Genomic DNA, 25,194 nt, shown 5'->3' on the forward strand with positions numbered 1-25,194 from the left:
GAACCCTTGCGCCGACGATTGCGTGAACTTCCCAGAAGCGCCTGGGTCATCTTCGCTGGAATGTTCCTCATCAAATTCGGCAATTTCCTCAACGTATTCCTGGTGCTCTTTTTGGTGTCCCGGGGATATTCCGCCTTCGAGGCGGGTGTGGCCCTCGGCGTCGTCGGCGTCGGCGCCTTCATCGGAAACGCCGTGGGCGGTACGGTCGCCGACCGCTTCGGCCGGCGCACCGCCATCGCCGTGTCGATGTTCGGCAGCAGCGCCGCCACGGCGCTCGTCCCGCTCACCGACGGGCTCTTCACCACCACCGCCCTGGTCGGCGTGGTGGGCGTCTTCGCCCAGCTCTACCGGCCCGCGGCCGGCGCGCTCCTGGTGGACCTGGTCCCCGAGAACCAGCGGGTGATGTCCTTCGCCGTGCTGCGCCTCGCGATCAACGTGGGCATGGCCGTCGGCCCGCTCGTCGGCGGTCTGCTCAGCGGGATGTCGTACACCTACCTCTTCCTCGGCGACGCGTTCTTCGCCTTCTCCTTCGGCGCGCTCGCCCTCCTGACGCTCCCGGGCGGACGCCCGGTCCAGGTGCAGCCGGCGGACACCGCCGTCGAGGGCAAGAAGGCCAGGGGCGGCTACCGCCAGGTGCTGTCCGACCGCCCGTACGCGCTGTTCCTCGGCTCGATGGTCGCCGCGACCTTCGTCTACGGGCAGTCCACCGTGACCCTGCCGCTGCACGTCACCGACGCGGGCTTCGACAACAAGGTCTACGGCCTGCTGCTCGGCCTCAACGCCCTGCTCTGCGTGCTGATCGAGCTCCCGATCACCAAGCACACCGAGCGCCGCAACCCGCGCCGGGTGATCGCCGCGGGCCTGGTCCTGCTGGGCGTCGGCATGGCCCTCACGGGCGCGGCCAGTGCGATCTGGCTGCTGGCCGTGACCGTCGTGGTGTGGACCGTCGCCGAGACCGTCTACACGCCGATCGCCAACGCCTACCCCGCCGAGTTCTCCCCGCCCCACCTGCGCGGCCGCTACCAGGGCGCCGAGGGCATCGCGCACACGCTGGGCGGCGCCCTCGGGCCGGCCGTCGGCGGTCTGCTCTACGGCATCTCGGCCCCGCTCCACTGGGTGGTCCTGGCGGCCGTCGCCGTCCTGGGCGCCCTGCTCGTGCTCGGCGCCAACCCCGGCGACCGGGGCTACGTGGGCGACTCCGCGAAGGCCGCCGAGGCCGAAGCCGAGGCCGAAGCCGTGGCCGAGGCGGATGCCGCGATCACGACCGCGGCGCCGACCGCCCACGCGGCCGACGCCGGGCCCGGCTCCAAGCCCCAGCCCGCCGCCGCCAACTGACCACCCGCGCACCGGGCCGGTCCGCCGGCCCCTCCATCCACCGCACCACCGACCGAGAACCGAAAGGCACATCCCGCATGACCACGCAGACCACGGCCACGAACGACTCCGCCCCGGCGGACGCCGACGTGCACCGCATCGACATCCCCTCGGCGACCGAGGACCCGGCGGCCTACGTCACCGCGCTGCTCGACGTGGCCGGTGACCGCGACGCCTTCGACGTCCTCGCCAAGACCCCGGTCTGGGCCGCGGCGCTCTTCGCCGACCTGCCGACCGAGCTCGCCGAGACCGTCCCCGAGCCGGGCGAGTGGCCCGCCGCCTTCGTCGTCGGCCACCTCTTCGACGTCGACATCGTCTACGGGTTCCGCTGGCGCCTGGTCGCCACCGAGGACAACCCCGTCTACCCCGGCTACGACGAGCAGCTCTGGGCCCCGCTGCCCCGCCTGCCGTTCCGCCAGATGCTCGACGCCTGGACCGGGCTGCGCGCCTCCAACGTCGCGCTCCTCGCCTCGTTCTCGCCCGAGGACTGGCAGCGCACCGGCCGCCACGGAGAGCAGGGCGGCGAGACCATGGAGGTGATGATCCGCAAGGTCATCGGCCACGACATCGCGCACATCAACCAGATCTACCGGGCCATCCGCCTCGTCCGCCAGGCCGCCGGCCTGGAGGTGGCCGAGCTGGACGCCACCTACGCCTCGCTGGGCCTGCGCTGATCCCCGCCGCCGGGTCCTCCCCGTACCGAGGACCCGGCGGTGCCCCCGGGCCGCCAGGCCCCCGCCCGCGCGTCCTTTGCTCCCCGACCGGGCGCCGTCAACCGTCCGCACACCGCTCCCCCTTGGCAGACCCGACGCCCCCACCACCGAAAGCGAAGTACCCCCTGTGACCACCGTCGCCCTCGCCCCCGTCCCCGAGACCATCTCCGCGGTCGGCCCCGACCTCCGCGACCAGCTGCGCGAGCAGCGCTACGCCCTGGTGTCGGCCGCCGACCTGAGCCTCTCCCCGGAGCTCGCCGCCGCCTTCGACGGCCTCCAGGCGTCCTGGGGCCGGCTCACCCCGGACGTCCACTTCGGCGGCGCCGACCGCGCCGTGCGCACCCGCCGCTACAGCGACTTCACCTACGTACCGGCCACGGGCGAGCTGGAGCCGCTCGACCACACCGCGTACTTCCAGAGCGAGGCCATGAACTCCTTCGTCGGCGGCGTCGTGCGCCACTTCGGCGACGTCGAGGAGTCCACCCACAGGAACCCGCTCTTCCAGGCACTGGTGCGCTACGACTTCGACAACCTCCCGATCGAGGACGGCTACCGCGACGCGCAGTGGGTCTGCCAGATCCACCAGATCCGCATCGAGATCAACGCGGGCAAGTACAACGAGCTGGTCCCCGAGGGCATCCACTCCGACGGCTACCCGTGGGCGGGCCTGCACCTGATCTCCCGCGTGGACGTCGAGGGCGGCCACAGCACGGTCTTCACCTGGGACGAGGAGCCGCTCGCCAGGGGCACCTTCCTCACCCCGCTCGACACCCTGATCTTCGAGGACCGGGCGATGAAGCACCACGTCACGGGATTGAGCGCGGCCGAGGACAAGGGCGGCTACCGCGACGTCCTCGCGATCTCGTTCTCCCTGCCCGGATCCCCCTACGAGACACTCGTCTGATGAGCGCCGCAGCCCTGGCCCTCGCACCGGACGAGGTACCGGTCCGGCAGGTCTCCGAGCCGATGAGGCCGTCCGACACCGCCCAGGTGATCGGACTGCTCAAGGCCGCTCCGTCGGCCGCCTACTGCGAATGGGAGGACGAGCGCCTGCTCGGCGCCCACCTCGCGCACTCGTCCGACCTGTGCCGGGTCGTACGCTCCTCCTCCGGCGAGGTGGTGGCGGCGCTGGTCGCCGGCTCCTACGGCGTACGCGGCACCATCAGCCACGCGGTGGTCGATCCGGGCCACCGCAGGCTGGGGCTGGCCCGGGTGATGGCGGTCGACACCCTCACGGCGTTCCGCCGCCGGGGCGTCAACCGGATCTTCCTGGCCGTGCTCGACGGGAACGACGCCGCGACCGGACTCTGGACGGGCGTGGGCTTCCGCCCCGCCCTCGGGGAGAGGACCTTCGAGTGCGACCTGTAGCGGTCAGCGCCCCGGCCCCCGCGCCGGACACCGCCCTGGACCCGGCTCCGGACGCCGCCCCGGACCCGGCTCCGGCGGCACCGGCCGCCGGGGCCCCCTGGGCGGCCGGCTTCGGGCAGGCCGTGCCCGTGATGCTGGGCTACGTCCCGGTGGCGTTCGCCTTCGGAGTCCTCGGCCACACCGCCGGCCTGCCCTGGTGGGCGATGGTCGGCATGTCCCTCTTCGTCTACGGCGGTTCCTCGCAGTTCGCGGCCCTCCAGCTGCTCGCGGTCGGCGCCGCCCCCTACGCGATCGTGCTGACGACCTTCGTGGTCAACCTCCGGCACCTGCTGCTGTCCGCCGCGATCGCCCCGCGCCTGTCGGGATGGCGGCGGCGGGAGCAGGCGCTCTTCGCGTACGAGCTCACGGACGAGGCGTTCGCGGTGCACTCGGCGCAGTTCGCCGAACGCGGCGTGCGTCCGAAGGCCGAGGTGTTCGCCTTCAACACCGCCGTGCACGGCTCGTGGGTGGCGGGCACCCTCATCGGGGTCCTGGCCGGAGACCTGGTCACCAACGTCGAGGCGCTGGGCCTGGACTACGCGCTGCCCGCCATGTTCATGGCCCTGCTCGCGGCGGGCATCATCGCGGACCGCCGGGGGCTCGCCGTGGCCGTCGTCGCGGGCGCCGGCGCGGTGGGCCTGACCGTACTGGGCCTGCAGTACTGGGCGGTCCTCGTCGCGGCGGCCGTCGCCGCCACCTTCGGCCTGGCCATCGCACCCCGCGGGCACGACGCAGCCGGCACCGACGACGCCGAGCGGGAAGCCCCCGACACCCAAGGAGCGCCGCGCCGATGAGCGACCTCACCCTCGCCGCCACGATCGCCGGCATGGCGGCCGTCACCTTCGGACCGCGCCTGCTGCCCACGCTGTTCCTGTCGGCCGCCGCCCTGCCGGCCCCGGTGGTGGTGTGGCTCCGGCAGGTGCCGCCCGCCGTGATCGCCGCCCTGCTGGCCCCCTCGCTGTTCGCCCCGGCGGGCGAACTGGACCTCGGCTTCGGCAACCACGGGCTGTGGCTCGCGGGCCCGACCCTGCTGCTGGCCTGGCGGACCCGGAACTTCTACCTGACCATCGCCTTCGGCATCGGATCACTCGCCCTGCTCCGCATGCTGACCGGCTGAGGGCAGGGTGCGCCGGCGCGGTCCCGACGGCCCCTACGCGAAGGGCCCGACCCGCGCGCGGCGCGGACCGGGCCCTGCGTACGGCGGCCGCCGGCGTCCCGGCGCCCCGGTCAGCCCTTGAGGCCGGCCATCCAGGCCTCGACCTCGTCCGAGGTCCGGGGCAGGGCGGCCGACAGGTTCCGGTTGCCGTCCTCGGTGACCAGGATGTCGTCCTCGATGCGGACGCCGATGCCGCGGTACTCCTCGGGCACGGTCAGGTCGTCGGGCTGGAAGTACAGGCCCGGCTCGACGGTGAGGCACATGCCGGGCTCCAGCGTGCCGTCGACGTACGCCTCACGTCGGGCGACGGCGCAGTCGTGGACGTCCATGCCGAGCATGTGGCCGGTCCCGGTCATCGTCCAGCGGCGCTGGAGGCCGAGCTCCAGGACGCGCTCGACGGGGCCCTCCAGGAGCCCCCACTCCACCAGCTTCTCCGCCAGCACGTGCTGCGCGGCATGGTGGAAGTCCACGTACTTGGCGCCCGGCTTCACGGCCTCGATGCCGGCCGACTGGGCCTCGTACACGGCGTCGTAGATCTGGCGCTGGATCGGCGAGAACGTGCCGCTGATCGGCAGCGTGCGGGTGATGTCGGCGGTGTAGAGGGTGTGGGTCTCCACTCCGGCGTCGAGCAGCAGCAGGTCGCCCGGTCGCACGGGGCCGTCGTTGCGGACCCAGTGGATGGTGGTGGCGTGCGGGCCGGCGGCGCAGATGGAGCCGTAGCCGACGTCGTTGCCCTCGACGCGGGCGCGCAGGAAGAAGGTCCCCTCGATGTAGCGCTCGGAGGTGGCCTCGGCCTTGTCGAGGACCTTCACGACATCCTCGAAGCCGCGCACGGTGGAGTCGATCGCCCTCTGCAGCTCGCCGACTTCGAACTCGTCCTTGATCAGCCGCAGTTCGGAGAGGAAGACGCGCATCTCCTCGTCGGTCTCGGCGACCGCCTTGTCGGCCAGCGCCGCCTCGACGCCGGCGTCGTGCCCGCGCACCACCCGCACCGGGCCCCCGGCCGCGCGCAGGTGCTCGGTGACGGTCCGGACGTCCCGGCAGGGGATCCCGAACAGGGCCTCGGCCTCGGTGAGGCTGTGCCGGCGGCCCGCCCACAGCTCGCCCTGGCCGTCGAGCCAGAACTCGCCGTTCTCCTTGTTGGAGCGCGGCAGCCGGTACAGCAGGGCCTCGTGGCCGCCGTCCGTCGGCTCCAGGACCAGGACCCCGTCCTCCTTGACGTCACCGGTGAGGTACGCGTAGTCCGTGGCCGCCCGGAAGGGGTACTCGGTGTCGTTCGAGCGGGTCTTCAGGTTGCCCGCGGGGACGACGAGGCGCTCGCCGGGGAACCGCGCCGACAGCGCGGCACGGCGGGCGGCGGTGTTGGCGGCCTGGGCGATCGGCTCCAGGTCGGCCTCGGTGTCGGCCCAGCCGGACGCCATGTTCTGCGCGAGCTCCTCGGAGACGCCCCGTGACAGGCCGTTCTTCCGCTGCTTGACGGTCTGCTCCTCGGCTGCGGCCTCTTCCACGGGTTCCTCCTTGTATGGCGAACTGATGTGCGCCGTCCATCATATGGACCGGCGGTGTAACGGAAAGGCCCGCCGAGGGCCCCCGCGTACGCTGTCACGCCCTGTCCGTCCTGAGTACCGCACACGGGAGAAAGACGCATGACACTGCGCCACGTCGGAGACAACGAGTACGTCGAGGAACACGGCGGGGACTACGAGGACTTCACACCCGGAATGGTGATCCGCCACTGGCCGGGCCGCACCATCTCCGAGGCCGACAACACCTGGCTGACGCTGCTGACCATGAACCAGCACCCGCTGCACTTCGACCGCCACTACGGCGAAGGCGCCGAGTACGGCCAGATCCTCGTCAACAGCGGGATAACCCTCTGCCTGGTCGGCGGCATGACCGTGCAGGCCCTGTCGGCCCGGGCCGTGGCCAACCTCGGCTGGGACAAGGTCCGCCTCAAGGACCCGGTGTTCGTCGGTGACACGCTGTACGCGACGAGCCGGATCCTCGGCAAGCGGCTGTCCGCGTCCCGGCCGGGGCAGGGGATCATCACGGTCGAGACCACCGGCACGAAGTCGACCGGGGAGGACGTCATCGTGTTCGAGCGGTCCTTCATGGTGCGCTGCCGCGAGGCCGCCTGAGTCAGCCGGCGGCGCTCGCGGCCTCGTGCAGCGCCGCCGCCGCGGCCGTGTCCTCGATGGCCATGCCCACGCAGCGGAACACCGAGATACGCCCGCCCGCCCCGGAGCGCCCGCCCGGGGCGGGCCCGTCCACCAGGGTGCCCAGCTCGTGCAGGGCGCTCTCGGTGATCAGTCCGGCAGCCAGCGCGGCCCGTACCTCGCCCGCCTCCGCGACCGCGGCGGCCCGTTCCTCCACCATGACGAAGGCGTCCGCCAGCAGGGCCGGATCGACCTCCAGCGCGTCCTCGTGGGTCCCGCCGATCACGTTGACATGCGCCCCCGGCGCCACCCACTCGGCCGCCACCAGCGGGGTCCGGCCGCTGGTGGAGGTCGTCGTGCAGACGACCTGGGCGCCGGTGACGGCCTCCTCGGCCGTGCCGCAGACCGTCACCGAGACCGGGCCCGGGGACGTGTCGCGGATCCACCGCGCGAACTCCTCCGTACGCGCCGGAGTGCGCGAGAACACCCGCACCGTGCGGATCGGCCGGACGGCGGACACCGCCCGGACCAGCGCCCGCGCCTGCACGCCCGCGCCGATCACGGCCAGGTCCCGCGCGTCCTCGGGCGCGCACAGCCGGGTCGCGAGACCCGCGACCGCGCCGGTACGCACGGCCGTCAGCTCGGCGCCGTCCAGCAGCGCCGTGATCCGGCCGGTCTCCAGGTCGGTCAGCACGACCACGCCGTGGATCAGCGGCAGCCCGCGCTCCGGGTTGTCCGGGGTGAGCGTGGTGATCTTGACGCTGCCCACCCCGCGCCGCTCCCAGACCGCCGTCCCGGCCAGCAGCTCCCGCTGCGGGCCGTGGGAGACGACGGTCCGGGGCGGGGACGAGGTCCGCCCGGCCGACAGGTCGCCGAACACGTCGGCGAGCGCGTCGATGACGCGCAGCAGCCGCTCCGGCCCCGCCATCCGCTCGGCGCCGATCATCAGGGGGCCGGCGGCCGGTCGGCCGGTCGTCGCAGGGGCGCTCACGCGGCGGCCGCCTTCCTGGCCCCCAGTTCGGCGACCACGTCCACGATCAGGTCCTCCTGCCCGGCGATGGCCTGGCGCCTGCCGAGCTCGAAGAACACGTCGCGCGGGTCGACCCCGGCGCGCGCGGACAGGTCGAGCACCTGGTGCTTGAAGCCGGAGAACACCCCGGCCAGACCGCTGACGATGCCCACCGAGCCGGTCACCGGCGGCGCCGGCATGAGCTCGCGCTCGGCGAACTCGGCCGCGTCGAGCAGCCCGTACAGGTCGATGCCGGTGCGGAAGCCGCTGCGCTCCAGTACGGGCACGAGCACCTCCAGCTGGGTGTTGCCCGCGCCGGCGCCGAAGCCGCGCGCGCAGCCGTCGATGATCGTGGCCCCGGCCCGGGCGGCGGCCACCGAGTTGGCGACGGCCATGCCGAGGTTGTTGTGCCCGTGGAAGATCACCGGGACTCCGGGCCCGACCGCCTCGGCGATCGCGCCGATCCGCTCGGTGACGTCCTCGGGCAGGAAGTGGCCCGCCGAGTCCATGATCCCGACCGCCCGGGCCCCGTACCCGACGACGAGCGCGGCGTGCTCGGCCAGCTCCGCCGGCGTCGCCATGTGGCTCATCATCAGCACGCAGTGCGCGTCCGCACCGGCCTCGCCCAGGAAGCCGAGGTGGCGCTCGGCCAGCGAGGTCTCGGTGCAGTGCACACCGATCCGGATCACGTCCGCGCCGTGCGCGACCGCCTTGCGCAGGTCGTCCGAGGTGCCCCAGCCGGGCAGCATGAACACGCCCATCCTGCTGGTGCGCAGGGCCTCGCGCACGGTCGACAGCATCAGGTCGTCGCTGACGGCGGACCGGCCCACCTGGAGGGAGGAGGCGCCCAGGCCGTTGCCGTGCCCCACCTCCACCACCGGTACCCCGGCCGCGTCGGCCGCCTGCGCGTACCCGCGCAGCGCGGAGACCCCGAGCTGGTGGCGGACCGCGTGCTGGCCGTCGCGCAGCGTCGGATCGTGGATGACCACGTCGCTCATCGGTACGCCCCCGTCCCGGCGGCCGGGACGAGCCGGGCCGCGTGCTGCTCGGCGACCATGACGGCCGCCGAGTTGATGATGTCCAGGTTCCCCGCGTACGCCGGGAGCACGTCGCTCTCGGCGGTGACCTCCAGCGAGACGACGACACGGTCGCCGTCCACCGCGCAGCCGAGGACCTCGTAGCCGGGCGCGAAGGCGCGCACCCGCTCGGCCGCCTCGGCGACCACGGCGCGCACGGCCCGCTCGTCCGCGCCGGGGACGACCGCGTGGACGGCCGTGCGGAAGGTCGCCGGGGGCACGGCCGGGCTGATGTTGAGGATCGCCTTGGTGTCGCGGACCCCGGAGAAGGTGGCGATGGCGTGCTGGGTCGTCGCCACGTACTCGTCGAGGTTGAGGCGGGTCGCGCGGCCCGCGATGCTGCTGGCCACCGTGGAGACGACCTCGATGTACTCCACGTCGAAGTGCTGGGCGAGCGCGTGGGCGATCGGGCTCGACGCCTGCCCGCCGCAGCTGATCATGCTGACGTTGCGCGCGGTCGGCGCGCCCGTCCCGGTCACGGTCGGCACGACCATCTGCCCGACCCGGCTGGGCGTCAGGTCGATCAGGAGCGTCTCCAGCGGCTGGAGCAGCCGCCAGTGCTCGGCGTGCGACATCGCGTTCGTGGCGTCGAAGACCACGGCGAAGGGGGTCGGGGCGGAGACGACGGCGTCGATCCCGCCCGCGGTGGTCGGGTAGCCGAGGGCGGCGGCGTGCCGCAGCCCCGCCGACTCCGGGTTGCGGCCGGCGACCAGCGCGCACTCCAGTACCGGGGACCGGTGGATCTTGCTGACCAGGTCCTGCCCGATGGCCCCGGTGCCGATGACGGCGACGCGTACGGGCGGCCCGGTGCGGCGCCCGGAAGCGGTGCCGGTGCCGGTGCCGGGGCCTGTGGCTGTCCCGGTGCCCGGGCCCGTGGCGGTGCCGCCGCGCGGCCCGGTGGCCGGTACGCCCTCAGTGACGGTCATCGCCGGCCTCCCCGCGCTCGTCGCCGTCCCCGCCGTACTTCCCGGCCCAGGCATCCCCGAGCGCCACCGCGGCGCGGGCCATCCGGGCGAACGGCGGGCCCACCATGTTCCCGTCCAGCACCGCGATCCCGCCGTCCGCCGCCCGTACCGCCTCGGCGACCCGGCGGGCCTCCGTCAGCTTCTCCGGGCTGGGCCGCAGGGCCCCGTTGATCGCGTCCAGCTCGCTCGGGTGCACGGTCGCCTTGCCGTGGAAGCCCAGCTCGCGGATCCGGTCGAGCTCCTGCGCCAGTACCTCCGGCTCGGACAGCCGGTAGTTGGCGGTGTCGATACAGGCGGCGCCGTGCCGGGCGGCGGCCAGGGCCATCGCCTGCCGGGCCGCGAGCAGCCCCGCCCAGGTGATCTCGATGGCCAGGGTGGCCGCCAGGTCCGCCGAGCCGAACAGCAGCCCGTCGCTGACCTCGGCGATCGCGTCGATGCCGGTCACGCACTCGACGGTCTCCACGGTCACGTAGATCTCCGGGTGCGATCCGGCCGCGGCCAGGGTGTCGCGCAGCAGCGTCACCTCGACCGCTGAGCGCACCATCGTCATCACGACGATGCCGGGCGCGACCGGCGAACCGGTGAGCAGCACCAGGTCGTGCACCGCCTCGACCGTGCCCAGCTCGTTGACGCGCACCGCGGTGCGCGCCGGGTCCGGCGCCTTCTCCAGAGCCTCGCGGCACACCAGTCGCGCCGCGGCCTTGGCCGCCGGTGGGACGGAGTCCTCCAGGTCGATCAGGTGCACGTCCGCGTCGTACGACCAGGCCTTGACGACCCGGTCCAGCGACAGCGCGGGCGTGTACAGGATGCTGCGCGGGATCGCCCGGGCCGCGCCCGTCATCGGGCCACCCCGTCTGGCAGCGGCGGGACCGCCGTCTCGGCGCCCACCTCGGCGAGCACCGCGCACAGCTTGCGGACCTGCTCCTCGGTCTGGCCCGCGCGCATCATGACGCGGAGCCCGGCCGTGCCCCGCGCGACGATCGGGAAGAACACGGGCGAGACGTAGAAGCCGGCCTCGAACACCCGGCGGCCCGCCTCGATCACCGTGGAGTCGCTCATCGGCACGAGCCGGATCGGGAAGGTGCTGCCGGCCTGCTCGGTGCGGATCAGCGAGTCGAAGAGGGAGATGTTGCGGTAGAGCTTGTCCTGGAGGTCGGTCAGCTCGGAGGTCCGGTGGATCTCCGCCGACGCCAGGCCCGCGCCGACCGCGGGGGTGTTGAGCAGCTGCGAGTAGTTCAGGGCTCCGCCGAAGCGCTCGATGATCCGCAGCGTCTCCTTCTCGTACCCGTCGAGCACGATCGCCGCGCCGCTGGTGCCGAAGGCCTTGTTCAGGGTCATCACGACGATGGTGCGCTCGTCCAGGACCGGGCTGTGCGAGCGGACGTAGCCCACGCCCCGGTTCCCGTACGCCGACAGCGAGTGGGAGTCGTCGTAGTAGACGAGCAGGCCGTACCTGTCCTGGAGCTCCGCCAGCTCCTTCACCGGCGCGTACCCGCCGAGGCTGTCGCTGCCGTCGCAGACGTAGGCGACCCGCTCGTACTTCTTGCAGGCGTCCTCGATGAAGTTGAGGTCGTGGTGCGGGGAGGTGACGACCTCGGTCTCGTCGGCGCAGACGGGCTTGAGGTTGGCCATCGACACGTGGGCGTTCTTGTCGAAGATCATCAGCGGCCGCTTGCCGTTGCCCAGGTGCCCGGAGGCGATCAGCGGCAGCAGCCCGAAGGTCGCGGTGCTGGCGGCGATGGAGCAGACCACGTGCGCGCCGAACAGCTCGCCCAGCGAGGTCTCCAGCTCCAGCATCGCGGGTATCTGCACCCGGCTGCGGGCGATGCAGTGGTCGAGCACGCCGTAGCGCCGCAGGGCCTCGATACCGCCCTCGATGACCTTGGGGTGCGAGTCGAGGTCCAGGTACGAGCAGCAGCTGAAGTTGATGAACTCGTGGCCCGCCTCGATGAACTCGTGGCTGGCGTCGGTGGTCAGGACGCCCTGGCCGTAGTCGGCGACGATGCCGGCCAGTCCGTTGCGCTCCGACATGTCCCAGAACTCGTTGCCGATCCCGATCAACTTGTCGTTGTTGCGGTAGCGGTGCGTGGGGGTGATGGACGTGAGCTCGGTCATGACGCTGCCTCTGCGGGCTCGTAGTTGTAGACGCCCTTGAGCTTGCGGAACACGGCGGTGTAGATCGCCACGCCCAGCACGTAGGGCCTGCGGAAGATCTTGGGATCGCGCAGCCAGAAGTTCATGTTGATGTTCATCTCGTCCAGCGACTCGGCCTGGTGCCACCAGCCGAGCGGGAGGTAGAGCATCTCGCCGGGCTCCAGGATCAGCTCCCGGCGCTGGGCCAGCTTGGAGGCGAGCTTGGGGTAGCGCGCCCAGTCCACGTCGTCGAAGTCGAAGACCTGCGACTTGTCGCCGAAGCCCTGCTTGAGCGACCTCGGGTAGTACTCCCAGAAGCCGGGGGGCGCCAGGACGAACCGCTTGCGGCCCTCCAGGGCGATGTTGAAGTTCTCCAGCTCGTCGAAGTGGCTCTGCGTGAACACCCCGCGGTGGCTGATCCACAGGTTGGCGGCGTTCATCGCGCGCCGGTAGTCGAAGAGCTTCTCCGCGTCGAAGCCGAGGATCGCGTTGACGTCCGCCGGGCTGTTGCGGAAGTTCGACACGATGCGGTTCCACGTGCCGGGGTCGCCCTGGAGGTCGGCGTCCTCGAAGAACTCGCGGAGCCGGATCTCGCGGGTGGTCCACCGCTGCGAGTTCTGCTTGTTGCTCGGCTCGGTGAACAGGGTCACCATCATCTCGCCGAGGCGCTCGGCCACGCCGTCCCGGCCGAGGCCCTGAGACCCCTTGGGCAGGGTGATCACCACCGGGACGTCGGCCCGGATGAGGGCCGAGCGGCCGAAGGCCATGAACTCGTCGAACGAGATGCGCGGGACGGGGAGTCCCCCGAGAGCGCCTCGCTCGTCGGCGGGGTGTTCTCTGCTCACAGCTTCAACCCTCACTTTTCTAGTGGTGCCATGTCCGATGCCGGATCCGGAGCCGGCTCTCCCTTCCGCAGGGCCCGCTGGCCCGCGAGGCTCAGGGCCAGGGCGAAGGCCCCGCCCGCGACCCCCGCCCACGCCGCGTGCGTGAAGTCGCCGGCGTCGGCGAGCTGGCCGCCCGCGGCGGTGCCCGAGGCGATACCGAGTGCCCCGGCGCTGGTGAGCCAGGAGAAGGCCTCCGAGAGCGAGCCCTTGGGAGCCAGTGATTCGAGCAGCGTGCTGCCCCCGATCAGCGCCGGGGAGATCGCGATCCCCGCGACGACGGCGCACAGGGCCATCACCGGGGCGGAGTCCGCGAAGACGAGGGGGACCGCGCCGACGGTCAGCAGGAAGGTGGTCACCGACAGCAGCCGGGCTTGCGGCAGCCGCCAGTTCACCGCCCCGTAGGTCACGCCGGCGATCAGGCTGCCCACCGCGATGAGCGAGATCAGTACGCCGGCCAGCCCGGGCGTGCCCCGCTCCTCGGCGAACGCGATCATCGTGACGTCCACCGCGCCGAACTGGAACCCCATCCCGGCGTAGGCGAGCGTCAGCACCCACACACCGGGAACGGTGATCGCGCGCCGGGGGGTCCGGCCCGGTTCCGGCTGGTGCCGGGCGGGCTCGGAGCGGCGGTGCAGGGCGACGAACACGGAGCCGACCGCGGTCATCGCCAGGCAGACGACCAGTCCCGCCGCGGGGTGCACCGCCGACGCCAGCACGGTGACCAGCAGCGGTCCGAGCAGGAACATCGTGTCGTCGAGCATCGACTCCATGGCGTACGCCGTGCGCAGCGCCCCCTGGTCGACCATCACCGCCCACCGCGCCCGCATGAACGAGGTGAACGACACCGCGGTGCACCCGGTGGCGACCGCCGTGACGACCAGGACCCACAGCGGGGCCTCCAGCACGATCGACACGAGCAGCAGCGCCATCCCCGTGACGTGCGCCAGGCACGCCGTGAGCAGCACGCGCCGCTGACTGTGCCGGTCCGCCATCCGCCCGAGCACCGGGCTGGCCACGCCCTGCGAGACGAGCATCGCCGCCGCCACGATCCCCGCGTTCCCGAGCGAGTCGGTGACGGCGGAGACGAGCATGAGGATGCTGATGGCCCGCATCGCGATGGGGAAGCGGCCGATCATCCCCCAGAACGCCAGTGATCCGGCGCCCGGCGCTCTCAACAGCCTTAAGTAGGACCCCAGTCCGGAGTCGGACCCTGATGCCAGCCCCGAGCGTCAACGGTCGCGAGGGAGATGCGTCAACATCGGGCGTCGCGGATGCCGTTGCCGGGCGACGGGTCAGGGCCGCCGACGTGCGGCTCTCCGTACGGGGGGTGTTGGCCGCACCGGCGCGGCCGACGTTTGCCAACCGCCGTACTCCGTAGATCCATTCGGGCCACGACCGCCCCGCTCCGGCCCGCTGCCGCGCCATGCCGAGGACCCCCGGCCGGATGCGGCCCGATGCGGCCGGGGGAGGGCCGGGGCGGTGGCGGGGCGGGGGTCGGGGCGGCGAATCCGTCAGGTCGTCAGACGGCGACGACGCAGTTGTCGGAGCTGCGGGTGCCGAGGATGCTGACGATCCCGTCGGTCCCGTCGCCGAAGAACCGCGAGAAGACGCCCGCCGGCCGGCCGCCGAAGAGCAGCGGCCCGAAGACCGGCGCCACCTGGGCGTCGTGCGGCTCGTCCGCTCCGTCGGCGATCATCGCCAGCGTGCAGGTGCGCGGTGCCACGAACTCCTGGACGATGCTGGTGCCCGTGGCCACGGCCGCCGCCACCGCCGCCTCCCAGTCCGCCGGCTCGGTGTCCCGGCCGATGAGCACCTGCTTGCCGCTCATCCCGATGGCCTCCTTGAGCACCAGGCCGGCGCGGTGGTCCAGCGCGTACCGGACCAGGTCGACCTTGCGCTCCCCGCGCGTCGTCGACCGGTCGCCGACGATCCGGGTCCACGGCAGGTACCGGTCGACCAGCGCCCGCTCGGCGCCGCTCATCCACGGCCGCCCCTCCGACAGCATGCCCATGGTCAGCTTGCTGGACAGGAAGGTGGAGGTCTGCGTGGTCACGAGCAGGCAGCCGTTGTCCAGGGCCGCCTGCACCGGGGCCGTGTCGATCCCGAGCTCGGCCCAGTCCGGGATGGTGAAGTCCCGCAGCCCGATCGGGTAGCGCAGCTGCGGCGGGCAGTCCCAGGCCTCGTGCAGGTCCTCCGGCTCGAAGAACCGCGCGCTCAGGCCGTGGTGGTTGAGGTAGTCCGCCTGCACGTCGAAGTACCGGGTGTACCCGCCCTGGTCGCGGGCGCTGCCCAGCAGCGCGACCCGGGGCGCCACCCCGAGCTCGGCGCTCAGGTGCTTGAACATCGCGGCCCGCGCGGCGAAGGAGTCGTGGTAGGCGAAGGGCAGCCGGCCCTGGCCGTCGTCGTACAGCTGGCGCCACACCTCCATCCGGCTGTGCGTCTCCATGGTGCCGCCGAGCGCCCCGCTGACGTTGAACTCCAGGAAGCGCGGCCCGTCCGGCCCGATCACCACGTCCGGCCGGACCACGCAGTCCGCGTACCGCTCCTCGACGAAGGGGTCGTCCACGAACAGCTGGTGCTCGTTCTCCGGCATCCGGTACGCGGCCAGCCGCCCGGCGGTGGTGTTGGCGGCCTCCAGCGCGGTACGCCGTACGAGCTCCGTCAGCGCGGCACTGACCCGGAACAGCTCGGCGTAGGAGGCCCGCGGCAGCACGAGCGGCGCCGCGGGCACCAGCGTCTGGTGCGGCCACCCGATGTCCCGCATCCCGTGCCGCAGCATCTCCCGAACGGTGCCTGCGGGCGCGACGGGCTTCAGCCGCTGCCCCCCGAACCACGGATGCCCCGAAGCCCCCCGAATGCCCACATCCTCAAGCACGCCCGCCCCTTCCCCCACCACCAACAATGCGCGCCACCCTAACCGAACCCCTGTCCGACGCCCCCCAACTCCCGTCGCCGGCCCACGAACCCGCGCATGAAGCCGGCGGAGCCTGTCCGCCGCAGGACACCCGCGTCGCCACCCCGGGTGCGACGCCGGTCTCAGGAGGGCGGGAGGGTGGTGTCCCGCGCCACGACCGGCTCATCGCCCTCCAGCAGCTCGACGATACGGCGGATGTCGTCGCTGTTCTGGGGTCCGGTGATGCGGACCTGGACGCCGTTCCGCTCAAGCTTGATCAGGACGGGCGCGTCCTCGCGGGGGGCCGCGCGGAACAGGGAACGGATGGCAAGCCAAAGGGCCGGCACAGCTGAGCTCGCGGCGACGACGATGCTGATGCTTCCGAAAACGTTGCTCACTTCGCCTGCTCCCATTCCACGATCAGGGCGCTGGAGCCGGCCGTCACGACTCCGCTTGCGAAGAGCACGACCGAGTACTGGGCAACCGAGGCTCCATCGACGCTGTTGGGCGTCTGCGACGCGAACGAGACGAAGGCGAAGAGCCCAGCGGTGGCCACCGCAAGAAGGATGTTGAGGCAGACCAGAAAGCCAAGCACATTGGTGATCCCGGTGTGAGAGCCCTTCCTCGTGATGATCTGACCCGCTGCGGCCGCTGCCAGGCTGGTGGTCACGATCAACAGTTCTCCCCGACCGAGCAGCTGTGTCAGTGTCATGCCACTGCGGACCAGGGTGTTCATCACAAAGCAGAGGGCGATGGGCAGCACACCGAAGAGGACGCCGAAGAAGAACCAGTGCTGGAGCTTGGGTCCGACCACGGTCCAGCGGGAGACGGGTACCGGCGAGGGCGAGGGCGGTGAACCGGCCTGAGGCGGCTGCGAGGTGGTGGTCGTCGTAGCGGAAGCTGGTGTGCTCGCTGACGGGGACAGCGAACCGCTGCTGTCATCCGTGCCGGCGCCGACACCTGTGGGACCGGGCAATCGCGGCCTCCTTGGTGCTCTACCGGGTCGCGTCAGTCTGTGTGCCCGGGCTGTAGACATGACTAGCCCATGGACTATGTACCGCGCGGGAATTCGGCATGATCGGTGCGGGTAAATGCGCGTGGCGCGCGGTAGTGCACGGTCTCCCCGCGGGGCATTCGGGCGCGGACTTGGAGCGCACACGCGACCCGGCGTGGACGCCTACGCCGAGTCACGATCGGCACCCGGACGTCAAGGCCCGTCCTGTTCAGGAAGGGTTCAGACGGTCGGCGTTCGGCCCGCTGACGACCCCTCCCGCAGCAGTTCGGCCTCTGGGCGGTCCTCCGTCCGGGCTGCGGCCTCGTCCAGCACGTTGCGGAAGGTCCGGATCTCTTCATCACTCTTCGTAGTGGATGTGCGCGTTCAGGCGAACCCAAAGGCCATTGGGAGGAGTTCCGTCCTCTGTAAGGACACTCCCACAGAAGGGCGACCAGACATGGTCAGCCACCTCGCACGCCGCGTCACGACCGCCATGGCCACCGCGGCCGCGCTCGCGTTAATAACCCCGGCGCAGGCACACGCCGGCGCCATCGGCTCCACCCCGGTGGCGACCTTCGACTACCAGGTCGGGGGAGTCACGATGAAGGTCCCGACGGGTTGTATGTTCACCCACATCGTCCGGGCGAGGGAAAAAGATCACTTACCAGAACGCCGGCGTCGACTGCGGATTCGTCGGCGCTCTCAACGCGGGCTTCTGCAACTGGCGCGTCGACTTCACGTACGCCGATACCAACAACAAGACCTACAAGACCTCGTCCGGCAAGACCCACACCGAGTGCGAGATCCACCCCATGCGGGACAACGCTCCCCAGACGCTTCCCCGCTACGGCAAAGCTTGTGCCCACCTCCACATCAACGGTGTCCGCAGGGTCAGCCAGTGCCACCACATCACGAAGTGAGCCGCACATGACCACCCAGCCCACCCCCGAAGACCCCGCCTGGGAAGCAAAGCGCCGCCGGGCCGGCATCATCGCCTTCCTGGCCGGATCTGTCGCGTCCCTCGCCTTCTTCGCGTTCTTCCCCGGGCTTCCCCACGTCATCGACTGGGGTGCGATCCTCACGTCCCTCGCGGTCGGCGCACTGACCCGCTGGGCATACCGTGCGCGGACCGCGAAGAGCCGGCTCTCCCCGAAGTAGCTGCGAACGGCCTTCCGAGCGGGTCCGCCCCCTCGACGCGGCGATCTATCGGTAACGCTCTGCTCGCAGTGCTCACCACGGTGTGGGTGGCCGGAGGCGCGCCCGACGATGTTCAGGCCGATCTGGCCTGCCTTGAAGGACCGGCCTCGGTCGTCCCCGACGACCAGCAGGCGCCGGATGTCCCGGGGACCGATTCCGAGATCGGTTCCCCCCGGGGCTCGAAGGGCACAGGCAACGCCGAACAGGGACCTCGGCGGGGCCGTGCGCACGGTCCCGCCGCCGTCCTCCGTGCCTCGGCTCTCCCCGGGCGCCCGACGCGGGAGCGGCGTTCAATGGACGTATGCGACGCAGCAGCAAGCGGAGGGGGCTGGCCGTGGTCGCCGGGCTCGCCCTGGCGGCCGGGACCGCCGCCGCCCCACCGTCGCCGAGCCCCGATGGCTTCGACGTAACGAAGGCCCTGGAGACACTGGACTCGCAGGTCCAGGACGGCATGCGGCGCACCGGGGTGCCCGGCGTCTCCGTGGCCGTGGTCCACGACGACAAGGTCGTCTACCTCAAGGGCTTCGGTGTCCGCAGCACCGATGCCCCGGGCGACAAGGTCGGCCCGGACACCGTCTTCCAGCTCGCCTCGGTCTCCAAGCCCGTGGCCTCCACCGTGCTGGCACAGGCCCTCGGCGCCGACGGCTTCGACGACCCGCTCAAGGGCGTCACCCTCAAGGACCCCTGGGTCAGTTCGCACGTCACCGCGGCCGACCTGCTCTCGCACCGCTCGGGCCTGCCGGACCACTCGGGCGACCTCCTTGAGGACCTGGGCTACGACCAGTCGTACATCCTGTCGCACCTGCGCTACGAGCTCCTCAGCCCGTTCCGCACCAGCTACGCGTACACCAACTTCGGCTTCACCGCGGCCGCCGAGGCCGTCGCCGACGCCAAAGGCGTGCCCTGGGACAAGCTCTCCGAAGACCTGCTGTACAAGCCCGCCGGGATGACGCACACCAGCTCCCGCTTCAGCGATTACGAGAAGGCGGCCGACCGCGCCCTCACCCACGTCAAGACCGACGACGGCACCTGGAAGCCGCGCTACGTCCGCAACGCCGACGCGCAGACCGCGGCCGGCGGCGTCAGCTCCAACGCCCGGGACATGGCCCGCTGGCTACGCGTCCAGCTGGGCGGCGGCAAGATCGACGGCAAGCAGGTCATCAACACCGCCGGACTGGCCGAAACCCACGTCCCGCACAGCATCAGCCAGCCGTCCGCCGAACCGAACACCCAGCCCGGCTACTACGGCCTGGGCTGGAACGTGCGCTACGACGACCACGGCCGCCTGCGCCTGAGCCACGCCGGGGCCTTCGCACTCGGCACCAACACCAACGTCACCCTGGTCCCGTCCGAGAAGCTCGCCATCGTGGTGCTCACCAACGGCGCCCCCACCGGTCTCCCCGACAGCGTCGCCCTCAATTTCTTCGACACCGCCGAGTTCGGCGAGCCCAGCCGGGACTGGCTGCCCGTGGTGGCCGAGACCTACAAGCAGCAGCTCGGCGAGGGACGCTCGACGACGGACTTCGCCAAACCGCCCGCGGACCCGAAGCCGGCCCGCGCGGACAGCGTGTACACCGGAACGTACACCAACCCGTTCTACGGGCGGGCCACCGTCACGGCCGGCCCGGGCGGCGCGCTGGTGCTGCACCTGGGACCGAAGCCGATGGACTTCCCCCTCACCCACTACGACGGGGACACCTTCAGCTTCGAGACCGTCGGCGAGAACGCCATCGGCCGCACCGCGGTGACCTTCCCCGACGGCAGGATGCGGGTGGAGTACCTGGACGCCAACGGCCTCGGCACCTTCGAAAAAGCAAAATCCAGCCCATGATTCCAGTCAGCCCGGCGCGACGGCCATGGGACGAGACCACTAAGGACGGCCGGAAGCCGCAGTCACCCGGTCAGCCACTCAGCATCAGCAAAAACAGGTCAGCCACCTACCCGTACGGGTAGGTGGCTGACCTGGTCCTACTCTGTCGGGGTGGCGGGATTTGAACCCACGACCTCTTCGTCCCGAGTCAGGGACGCTGAGTAACGGCCCGATGGGCGGCGGTCTCAGCTCGCCGGGGCGGTCACGGCTGCGTGCAGCTCCCGCACGCCAACGGCACGAGGGTGCCGCTGCGCCAACGCGGTCACGATGCTGCGGATCGCGGGGCGGTCTCTCACCTCGCCGGGGCTCGCCCGGGTGGCTTTCGCCCGAACCGGCAGCAGGCCCCGCGCCGGTGCCGCCAAGATGACGCGGGTGACGACCACGACCACAGACCTATGGCACCACTACGGCCGGGCCCGCGCCGCGCAGGACCACGCCGTCCCCGACTCCTTCCGCTGGGCCTGGGACCAGCAGGACGGGCCGGGCCCGGAAGTCCTCGGCGACCTCACCGGCAAGACCGTGGCCGACCTCGGCGCCGGCGCCGCCCGCCACGCCGCGCACCTGGCCGTGCACCACGCCCCGAACCGGATCGACGCCGTGGACGCGTCCCCGGCCCAGCACAGCACGGCCACCGCCCTGTACAACGACCTCGCCCCGCACCTGCACTTCGTCCACGCGGACGTCGTCGCCCACCTTCGCGCGAACCCGGGCGCCTACGACGTGCTTTACAGCCACTTCGGGGCGGTGGACTTCACTGACCCCCGCGAGCTGCTCCCGGCCGCCGCTGACGCGCTCCGCCCCGGTGGGCGCCTGGTCTTCTCCACCCTCGCCCACTACCTGTCAGGCAAGCCCGCGCAGCCGGACGTCGCGGCCGTCGAGGTGCCGGCGAAGACCCCGGAGGGCGAGAGCGCCACCATGCACCGGTGGGTGCTGCAGGAGCACGTGTGGACCAAGGTCCTGGACCAGGCCGGGTTCACCGACATCCGCGTCGAGGCGCTGCCCGCCGGCGACGGCCCCCGGACCGCCGCCACCCTCCTCGTCACGAGCGCCCCGCCACCTGAGACGGGGCCGGGGAATGCCGCTGCCTCGGGCCGAGTCTCCTGGGCTTCGGGGCCGCGGTGCGTTCGCGTGAGGGTCAGCTGAGGCGCGCTGGCTGCGGATCAAGGACCGGCTGCTCCTCGCCCCGCGTTCCCCGGCCCCCATCCTCGACCGGCTGTTGCAGCAGCGCGCCGCCGAGCGGTGACACCCCGTTTCAAGATCACACCCAGATGACACCCGGATACAACGCGGTCAGGGCCGGTCTCCCCGAAGGGAAACCGGCCCTGACCTGGTACTTCACTGTCGGGGTGGCGGGATTTGAACCCACGACCTCTTCGTCCCGAATTAGGTCCGAACGGTTGCTTGCCCTGTCACCCACTGAATACGTGCAGGTCAAGGGCTTGGCTAGTGTTGGTTCGCGCGGCTTGTGGGAGCCGTGCAGTGGCTGGGTTTCTCCCACGTTTCTCCCAGTCGGCTGGCTGCTGACCTCGCCCTCGAACTGGTCGAGGTTGGCCCATACGCACTGGGTTCCCCTCGCATCGCTCTCCCGGGGAACGGTGTGGCGCCGCTACGATCAACCCTGCCGGACGGCGTGCGAGGGGGGGATCGTCCGATGAGTCACTTGCCAGCGCTGGATCCAGACACCGGCCTCATGCCTCCGGGGCGTTATGCGGCGAGCCTTGATGAGCTCTATGCCGAGTTCGTCGAAGCCCTTGATTCACCTAGGCGTCGGGAACTCTGGTCTGAATGGGAGCGGCACCGCGCCGCCATCGAGGCTTGGACGGGAGAGATCACCCGCCTGTGGGTGGGGGGAAGCTTCATCAGCGGCAAGCCCGAGCCGAGTGATGTCGATGTGACCTACTTGCTGCGGGCGGAGGTCTACGACCGTCTGGACCGGGAGTCCCTGGTCTCTCTTGATGAGCTGACGGATCAACCCTGGTGCGTGGAACATTCCATGCGAATAGATGCATATGTCATCCGATTGCCGGAAGGTATGCCTTTTTGGCAGATGATGCCCAGCCTCCTGACCAGCGCTACTAGCGAGTCGTTTAGGGACATCGGGCTCTACGATGAAGTCTGGCAGCGAACCCGGACGTCTCCAGAACCGGCGGGGGAGCTGCGCCGAGGATATGTGGAGGTGCTGCTATGACGGCGCCCGCCCCGTTCCCCGACCCGGCCGACAAGGAAGCCGTGCGCCGGTGGATGCGGGAGAACAGGCGGACCGGTACGGGGACCCCCGTCCCGACCACGCCGGAGGAGTTCGCTGCTGCTCAGCGCCGCCGGCTCCTTCGGGCTGTCGATGTGCCTGAAGAGGGGGTGCTGAGGTCTCGCGTCGACTTGGCTCTCACTGGCGAGGCCACGAGCCGACACACGGTGCGCGTGTCGGTGCTGGGGCCCTTCCTCGCCAACTTTCAGGAGTCGGTCTCAGCAGTCGCGCAGGCCCTGACTGGACGGCCAACGAGTAGCGCATCGATCCCACGGAGTATCCGCGAGGCAACCGCGCTCAGCGCGTCAGCCCTGTTTCCGTCGTCCTTCGGCATCGCTGTATACGGGCCGCAGGGTGATGGGGCGGACGGGCTCTTCCCCGAGCCTGCTGGTGAAACGCGCCCCATCCTCGACAACGCGTTGGACGCTGTCCTTGACGTTGTGGATCTCTCTGAGGGTGCAGGCCAGTCCAACGAGCTGTTGGCGGAGAAGCTCGTACCTCTCGGGCAACGGGCGATGAAGCATCTCGGAGCGCTGACTGCGGGGCTTACAGAGGCAAGGTTGGGGCTACGAGTCACCTGGCACGCACCGAATCAGGAGCCGAGGCGTAGCCAGTGGAGCCCAGCCGGAGCCGAACGGGTCCGCTATCTCTGCGAGCACAGCGAGTTCGACAACGCCGAGATCATTCGCATGGTCGGCTGGCTCGGAAGTGCAAGCGCCCTCCGTGGGACTGTTGAGATCAGAACGGACAACGGGCAGGTCATCCAGGCCAGCACTGACGAGTCCCTCACCCCGCGCCTTGCGCAGTACTTCGGCAACAGGGTGGAGGCCGAGGTAGAGGTGACGAGAGTGACGTCAGCCGGAGGGCGCGAGCGGCGCATCTTCGCGATCCTCGGGTTGAGTAATCTCTAGTTCGCGCGTGTCAGGACGTTCCTCCAACCGCTGATGGCATTCATGCGTCGCCTGCAAGATGCACTGAGAGAGCAAATCGCCCCAGGGGATGAATCCCTGGGGCTTTTCGCTGGACTTACTAGACGACCGCTGACCACCCTGACCGAGAGCGCCACCTCGTCGTGCTGCGCTCTGCGAACCACCAGTATAGACATAGTGCCACAAATGCGAGCAATTAGTAACTTTCGCCATTCAGGAGGTGGGTTTCCCGCCAGTTCGGCTGACCGCAAGCCATTGCGCTGCCAAAATGCCCGCATGGAGAAAATTCACAGCAAGGCAACCGAACTGGTGCTGGCCGCCGTGGGCTGCGCGGCGGACTCCGATAATCCCAAAACATGGGACTACGGGTGGTGTTTGAAATCCTACCGGCACAGCCCCACTGCCGCCATTTCGTCACCCAATGGCCCGGTCCGCCTTTCAACCGAGGGTGTCGCAAATCTAGAAGAGCTGCACGCGACACTGGTCAAACAGTCGCAAGTTCGCGACCATTGGGACCAGGAAGAGCTATGGGGGTATCTGGCAACACTCATCGCGAGCGTTTTCAGGCTCGAAAGCAGAGAGGAGAAGGCGCGGGATTTCCTGGCGCGCATTATCCACACACGGCCATCGCTCGTCATATTTCCCGTATCGAACATCGCCTGGGATGGGGATCCTGTAAGAATCGGAAAAAAGAGCGTGATTGGCCGCCTGGATGAGGACTTCGTTTGCGTAATTCGGCAACTTGGAGGGCGAGCCCTGAATCATGCAGATCTCGCGACCGAGTACATAAACAATCTCAAGCATCGAGAACCGCGAGTCGGTTTCGCCGCCCTAGTTCCGGGACAACGGAGCAAGGCGCGCTCGCAGGCCGCCAGGAACTTCCAGGTCTTGGTTGACCTAACGATGATGCTCGTGACCAACAAGAACGACCGCAATCTATGGTCACTGCGAGGCGACACAAATCGACCAGGCGTACGCGGCATCACACTGGATCGAAAAGCTGTCGAGGAAGGGCTCAGGGAGTCAGGTGACCACGTAGAGCTTTACTCCAACCCCCTAATTGTAGATAGCCTCGGGCGAGACGGCTCCGTCACCTGGCTCGGCGAAAATCCAATCCCTCTGAGCGAGCTACTGGGAGACGATAAACTCGGCAACGCAGTCGAGACATGCCTGACCATGGAGAACACTTTCCTTCGTCGCTTGCATGTTGCAGCTCGCTGGTTTGCGGACAGTTATTGGGCTTCGGAGTCAGACGATGCAGCGCTGGCTGCCGGCGTGGCTCTGGATGCCCTCCTGGGATCGAAATCCGCCCTACCTGGGCGCGCTATGAAGGAGCGCTACGCTCTGCTTGAGCGAGACCCTCAACTCAGGCCTGAACGCGCAAAGGAACATGAGGAGATTTATGCCGTCAGAAGCGTCGTTGCTCACGGGGGGGAGGTGCGGAAGCTCAACGAAGGTAATTTCTTGAGAGAGATGCAAGACTCCATTACCTGGACCGCCTGGCGACTTCTGGATGCATACTCGACCTTTTCTGTATCAGGTGAGAAGGAATTCGAGTCGCTGTTTGAGGACCTTCGGTGGGGTATTCGCGAATGGCCTGCAAATTGAACCGTACCGAGGCCGGCAGGGTCGAGCTGTGGGTGAATGGAAGCCGCGGGCGCCCCCATCAGCCGTTCAACCTCAAGCGGTCACGTGCGACCCTGGCAGCAACCGAAGCTCGTGAAAGGGGGGGGCCGTGCCGGAGGCCAGCCCGCGCGGAACCTATCTGCTCATCGCTGATGCGCTGCGGAAAGAGATCGAGGAAGAACGCCCCGAAAACAGCGCCCTGCCGTCGGAAGCTGCCCTCATGCAGGCTCACGACGTCTCCCGCAACACCATCCGTCGAGCGCTGAAGACGCTGGAGTCCGAGAAGCTGATTACCTCTGTGCCCGGCGCTGGCTGGCGCGTGTCCCGGATGCCTGTACTGCCCCTCGTCGAGCGCCTGATCGCCGTCATCACGGAGGATCATCTCGCCGTTGGCGACAGGTATCCGTCAGAGGCGAACCTCTGCGAGCGCTTTGGAGTGTCCCGGACAGCCGTACGCCACGCGCTGGCGCAGATGGAAGGCACCGGCCTGCTCGCCACCGCGCACGGCAAGGGACGCACTGTGCTTGCCCTTCCTACCACCCAAGAGGAGTCATAGCCTTGCCGTCC

At 70.1% G+C, this 25,194-nt stretch carries 25 protein-coding genes; 14 read left to right on the top strand and 11 right to left on the bottom strand.

Translation table 11 applies throughout. The features are described 5' to 3' along the window. The first annotated feature begins 60 nt into the window (after positions 1 to 60). The 6 genes from ACFWUQ_RS04995 to ACFWUQ_RS05020 all read left to right on the top strand — a co-directional run bounded on the left by ACFWUQ_RS04995 (position 61) and on the right by ACFWUQ_RS05020 (position 4,611). The gene (locus tag ACFWUQ_RS04995; protein ID WP_384532901.1) at positions 61 to 1,335 is read left to right on the top strand and encodes an MFS transporter; all 1,275 of its coding nucleotides are present in this window, start codon (positions 61 to 63) and stop codon (positions 1,333 to 1,335) included. Between the two features lie 77 nt (positions 1,336 to 1,412). After that, entirely contained in the window at positions 1,413 to 2,048 is a 636-nt protein-coding gene (locus tag ACFWUQ_RS05000) for a DinB family protein (RefSeq protein ID WP_384532903.1), read from the top strand. A 166-nt stretch (positions 2,049 to 2,214) separates the two neighbouring features. Then, positions 2,215 to 2,991 carry a 2OG-Fe dioxygenase family protein gene (locus ACFWUQ_RS05005; protein WP_384532906.1) on the top strand — a complete coding sequence of 259 codons (777 nt, stop codon included), beginning with the start codon at positions 2,215 to 2,217 and terminating at the stop codon, positions 2,989 to 2,991. Continuing rightward, positions 2,991 to 3,455, top strand: a complete 465-nt coding sequence (locus tag ACFWUQ_RS05010) for a GNAT family N-acetyltransferase (protein ID WP_384532908.1) — start codon at positions 2,991 to 2,993, stop codon at positions 3,453 to 3,455. The genes ACFWUQ_RS05005 and ACFWUQ_RS05010 overlap by 1 nt, the downstream gene beginning before the upstream one ends. After that, positions 3,443 to 4,288, top strand: a complete 846-nt coding sequence (locus ACFWUQ_RS05015) for an AzlC family ABC transporter permease (protein ID WP_384532911.1) — start codon at positions 3,443 to 3,445, stop codon at positions 4,286 to 4,288. The genes ACFWUQ_RS05010 and ACFWUQ_RS05015 overlap by 13 nt, the downstream gene beginning before the upstream one ends. Next, on the top strand, positions 4,285 to 4,611 hold the full coding sequence (locus tag ACFWUQ_RS05020) for an AzlD domain-containing protein (RefSeq protein ID WP_384532913.1): 327 nt from the start codon (positions 4,285 to 4,287) through the stop codon (positions 4,609 to 4,611). The genes ACFWUQ_RS05015 and ACFWUQ_RS05020 overlap by 4 nt, the downstream gene beginning before the upstream one ends. A gap of 110 nt (positions 4,612 to 4,721) precedes the next feature. Here ACFWUQ_RS05020 and ACFWUQ_RS05025 read toward each other — a convergent pair whose 3' ends face one another. Next, the gene (locus ACFWUQ_RS05025; protein WP_384532916.1) at positions 4,722 to 6,158 is read right to left on the bottom strand and encodes an aminopeptidase P family protein; all 1,437 of its coding nucleotides are present in this window, start codon (positions 6,156 to 6,158) and stop codon (positions 4,722 to 4,724) included. 138 nt (positions 6,159 to 6,296) lie between these two features. Between ACFWUQ_RS05025 and ACFWUQ_RS05030 the strand changes: the two genes are divergently transcribed. After that, on the top strand, positions 6,297 to 6,788 hold the full coding sequence (locus ACFWUQ_RS05030) for a MaoC family dehydratase (protein WP_384532918.1): 492 nt from the start codon (positions 6,297 to 6,299) through the stop codon (positions 6,786 to 6,788). A 1-nt stretch (position 6,789) separates the two neighbouring features. On the opposite strand, the gene ACFWUQ_RS05035 is transcribed toward ACFWUQ_RS05030, so the two are convergent. The 10 genes from ACFWUQ_RS05035 to ACFWUQ_RS05080 form a co-directional block, all read right to left on the bottom strand. Then, on the bottom strand, positions 6,790 to 7,752 hold the full coding sequence (locus ACFWUQ_RS05035; RefSeq protein WP_384533074.1) for an ornithine cyclodeaminase family protein: 963 nt from the start codon (positions 7,750 to 7,752) through the stop codon (positions 6,790 to 6,792). Positions 7,753 to 7,793: 41 nt separating this feature from the next. Beyond that, on the bottom strand, positions 7,794 to 8,813 hold the full coding sequence (dmpG, locus tag ACFWUQ_RS05040; RefSeq protein WP_384532920.1) for a 4-hydroxy-2-oxovalerate aldolase: 1,020 nt from the start codon (positions 8,811 to 8,813) through the stop codon (positions 7,794 to 7,796). Next, positions 8,810 to 9,817, bottom strand: a complete 1,008-nt coding sequence (locus ACFWUQ_RS05045) for an acetaldehyde dehydrogenase (acetylating) (RefSeq protein WP_384532922.1) — start codon at positions 9,815 to 9,817, stop codon at positions 8,810 to 8,812. The genes dmpG and ACFWUQ_RS05045 overlap by 4 nt, the downstream gene beginning before the upstream one ends. Beyond that, positions 9,804 to 10,697, bottom strand: coding sequence for an HpcH/HpaI aldolase/citrate lyase family protein (locus ACFWUQ_RS05050; protein ID WP_384532924.1), 894 nt, complete (start codon positions 10,695 to 10,697; stop codon positions 9,804 to 9,806). Before ACFWUQ_RS05050 ends, ACFWUQ_RS05045 begins: the two co-directional genes overlap by 14 nt. Next, complete coding sequence (locus ACFWUQ_RS05055) at positions 10,694 to 11,971, bottom strand: aminotransferase class I/II-fold pyridoxal phosphate-dependent enzyme (protein ID WP_384532926.1); 1,278 nt, start codon at positions 11,969 to 11,971, stop codon at positions 10,694 to 10,696. The genes ACFWUQ_RS05050 and ACFWUQ_RS05055 overlap by 4 nt, the downstream gene beginning before the upstream one ends. Next, complete coding sequence (locus ACFWUQ_RS05060; RefSeq protein WP_384533077.1) at positions 11,968 to 12,756, bottom strand: cupin-like domain-containing protein; 789 nt, start codon at positions 12,754 to 12,756, stop codon at positions 11,968 to 11,970. Before ACFWUQ_RS05060 ends, ACFWUQ_RS05055 begins: the two co-directional genes overlap by 4 nt. Positions 12,757 to 12,845: 89 nt before the next feature. Beyond that, positions 12,846 to 14,048, bottom strand: coding sequence for an MFS transporter (locus ACFWUQ_RS05065; RefSeq protein ID WP_384532928.1), 1,203 nt, complete (start codon positions 14,046 to 14,048; stop codon positions 12,846 to 12,848). A 344-nt stretch (positions 14,049 to 14,392) separates the two neighbouring features. Continuing rightward, on the bottom strand, positions 14,393 to 15,652 hold the full coding sequence (locus tag ACFWUQ_RS05070; protein WP_384532930.1) for a hypothetical protein: 1,260 nt from the start codon (positions 15,650 to 15,652) through the stop codon (positions 14,393 to 14,395). A gap of 257 nt (positions 15,653 to 15,909) precedes the next feature. Continuing rightward, a complete protein-coding gene (locus ACFWUQ_RS05075; RefSeq protein ID WP_384532932.1) occupies positions 15,910 to 16,164 on the bottom strand; it encodes a hypothetical protein in 255 nt (84 codons plus the stop codon). After that, on the bottom strand, positions 16,161 to 16,580 hold the full coding sequence (locus ACFWUQ_RS05080; protein WP_384532935.1) for a hypothetical protein: 420 nt from the start codon (positions 16,578 to 16,580) through the stop codon (positions 16,161 to 16,163). The genes ACFWUQ_RS05075 and ACFWUQ_RS05080 overlap by 4 nt, the downstream gene beginning before the upstream one ends. 1,107 nt (positions 16,581 to 17,687) lie before the next feature. Between ACFWUQ_RS05080 and ACFWUQ_RS05085 the strand changes: the two genes are divergently transcribed. The 7 genes from ACFWUQ_RS05085 (at position 17,688) to ACFWUQ_RS05115 (ending at position 25,183) form a co-directional block, all read left to right on the top strand. Beyond that, positions 17,688 to 17,918: a hypothetical protein gene (locus ACFWUQ_RS05085; RefSeq protein WP_384532937.1), complete on the top strand. Its 231-nt coding sequence runs from the start codon at positions 17,688 to 17,690 to the stop codon at positions 17,916 to 17,918. A 340-nt stretch (positions 17,919 to 18,258) separates the two neighbouring features. Then, complete coding sequence (locus ACFWUQ_RS05090; protein WP_384532940.1) at positions 18,259 to 19,788, top strand: serine hydrolase; 1,530 nt, start codon at positions 18,259 to 18,261, stop codon at positions 19,786 to 19,788. A 402-nt stretch (positions 19,789 to 20,190) separates the two neighbouring features. Beyond that, entirely contained in the window at positions 20,191 to 20,970 is a 780-nt protein-coding gene (locus tag ACFWUQ_RS05095) for a class I SAM-dependent methyltransferase (RefSeq protein WP_384532941.1), read from the top strand. 508 nt (positions 20,971 to 21,478) lie between these two features. Then, a complete protein-coding gene (locus ACFWUQ_RS05100; RefSeq protein WP_384532943.1) occupies positions 21,479 to 22,015 on the top strand; it encodes a DUF6932 family protein in 537 nt (178 codons plus the stop codon). Beyond that, positions 22,012 to 22,983: a hypothetical protein gene (locus ACFWUQ_RS05105; protein ID WP_384532946.1), complete on the top strand. Its 972-nt coding sequence runs from the start codon at positions 22,012 to 22,014 to the stop codon at positions 22,981 to 22,983. Before ACFWUQ_RS05100 ends, ACFWUQ_RS05105 begins: the two co-directional genes overlap by 4 nt. Before the next feature lie 294 nt (positions 22,984 to 23,277). Next, the gene (locus tag ACFWUQ_RS05110; RefSeq protein WP_384532948.1) at positions 23,278 to 24,609 is read left to right on the top strand and encodes a hypothetical protein; all 1,332 of its coding nucleotides are present in this window, start codon (positions 23,278 to 23,280) and stop codon (positions 24,607 to 24,609) included. 127 nt (positions 24,610 to 24,736) lie between these two features. Then, positions 24,737 to 25,183: a GntR family transcriptional regulator gene (locus ACFWUQ_RS05115; RefSeq protein ID WP_384532949.1), complete on the top strand. Its 447-nt coding sequence runs from the start codon at positions 24,737 to 24,739 to the stop codon at positions 25,181 to 25,183. The last annotated feature ends 11 nt before the right edge of the window (positions 25,184 to 25,194 follow it).

It is taken from the genome of Streptomyces sp. NPDC058662 (assembly GCF_042716255.1).
GTDB lineage: Bacteria > Actinomycetota > Actinomycetes > Streptomycetales > Streptomycetaceae > Streptomyces.

Coding starts and splice junctions, on each gene's coding strand:
- ACFWUQ_RS04995 (WP_384532901.1), top strand. CDS start 61: ATGTTCCTCATCAAATTCGGCAATTTCCTCAACGTATTCCTGGTGCTC.
- ACFWUQ_RS05000 (WP_384532903.1), top strand. CDS start 1,413: ATGACCACGCAGACCACGGCCACGAACGACTCCGCCCCGGCGGACGCC.
- ACFWUQ_RS05010 (WP_384532908.1), top strand. CDS start 2,991: ATGAGCGCCGCAGCCCTGGCCCTCGCACCGGACGAGGTACCGGTCCGG.
- ACFWUQ_RS05020 (WP_384532913.1), top strand. CDS start 4,285: ATGAGCGACCTCACCCTCGCCGCCACGATCGCCGGCATGGCGGCCGTC.
- ACFWUQ_RS05030 (WP_384532918.1), top strand. CDS start 6,297: ATGACACTGCGCCACGTCGGAGACAACGAGTACGTCGAGGAACACGGC.
- ACFWUQ_RS05035 (WP_384533074.1), bottom strand. CDS start 7,752: ATGATCGGCGCCGAGCGGATGGCGGGGCCGGAGCGGCTGCTGCGCGTC.
- dmpG (WP_384532920.1), bottom strand. CDS start 8,813: ATGAGCGACGTGGTCATCCACGATCCGACGCTGCGCGACGGCCAGCAC.
- ACFWUQ_RS05045 (WP_384532922.1), bottom strand. CDS start 9,817: ATGACCGTCACTGAGGGCGTACCGGCCACCGGGCCGCGCGGCGGCACC.
- ACFWUQ_RS05050 (WP_384532924.1), bottom strand. CDS start 10,697: ATGACGGGCGCGGCCCGGGCGATCCCGCGCAGCATCCTGTACACGCCC.
- ACFWUQ_RS05055 (WP_384532926.1), bottom strand. CDS start 11,971: ATGACCGAGCTCACGTCCATCACCCCCACGCACCGCTACCGCAACAAC.
- ACFWUQ_RS05060 (WP_384533077.1), bottom strand. CDS start 12,756: ATGGCCTTCGGCCGCTCGGCCCTCATCCGGGCCGACGTCCCGGTGGTG.
- ACFWUQ_RS05070 (WP_384532930.1), bottom strand. CDS start 15,652: ATGCTGCGGCACGGGATGCGGGACATCGGGTGGCCGCACCAGACGCTG.
- ACFWUQ_RS05085 (WP_384532937.1), top strand. CDS start 17,688: ATGACCACCCAGCCCACCCCCGAAGACCCCGCCTGGGAAGCAAAGCGC.
- ACFWUQ_RS05090 (WP_384532940.1), top strand. CDS start 18,259: ATGCGACGCAGCAGCAAGCGGAGGGGGCTGGCCGTGGTCGCCGGGCTC.
- ACFWUQ_RS05095 (WP_384532941.1), top strand. CDS start 20,191: ATGACGCGGGTGACGACCACGACCACAGACCTATGGCACCACTACGGC.
- ACFWUQ_RS05100 (WP_384532943.1), top strand. CDS start 21,479: ATGAGTCACTTGCCAGCGCTGGATCCAGACACCGGCCTCATGCCTCCG.
- ACFWUQ_RS05105 (WP_384532946.1), top strand. CDS start 22,012: ATGACGGCGCCCGCCCCGTTCCCCGACCCGGCCGACAAGGAAGCCGTG.
- ACFWUQ_RS05110 (WP_384532948.1), top strand. CDS start 23,278: ATGGAGAAAATTCACAGCAAGGCAACCGAACTGGTGCTGGCCGCCGTG.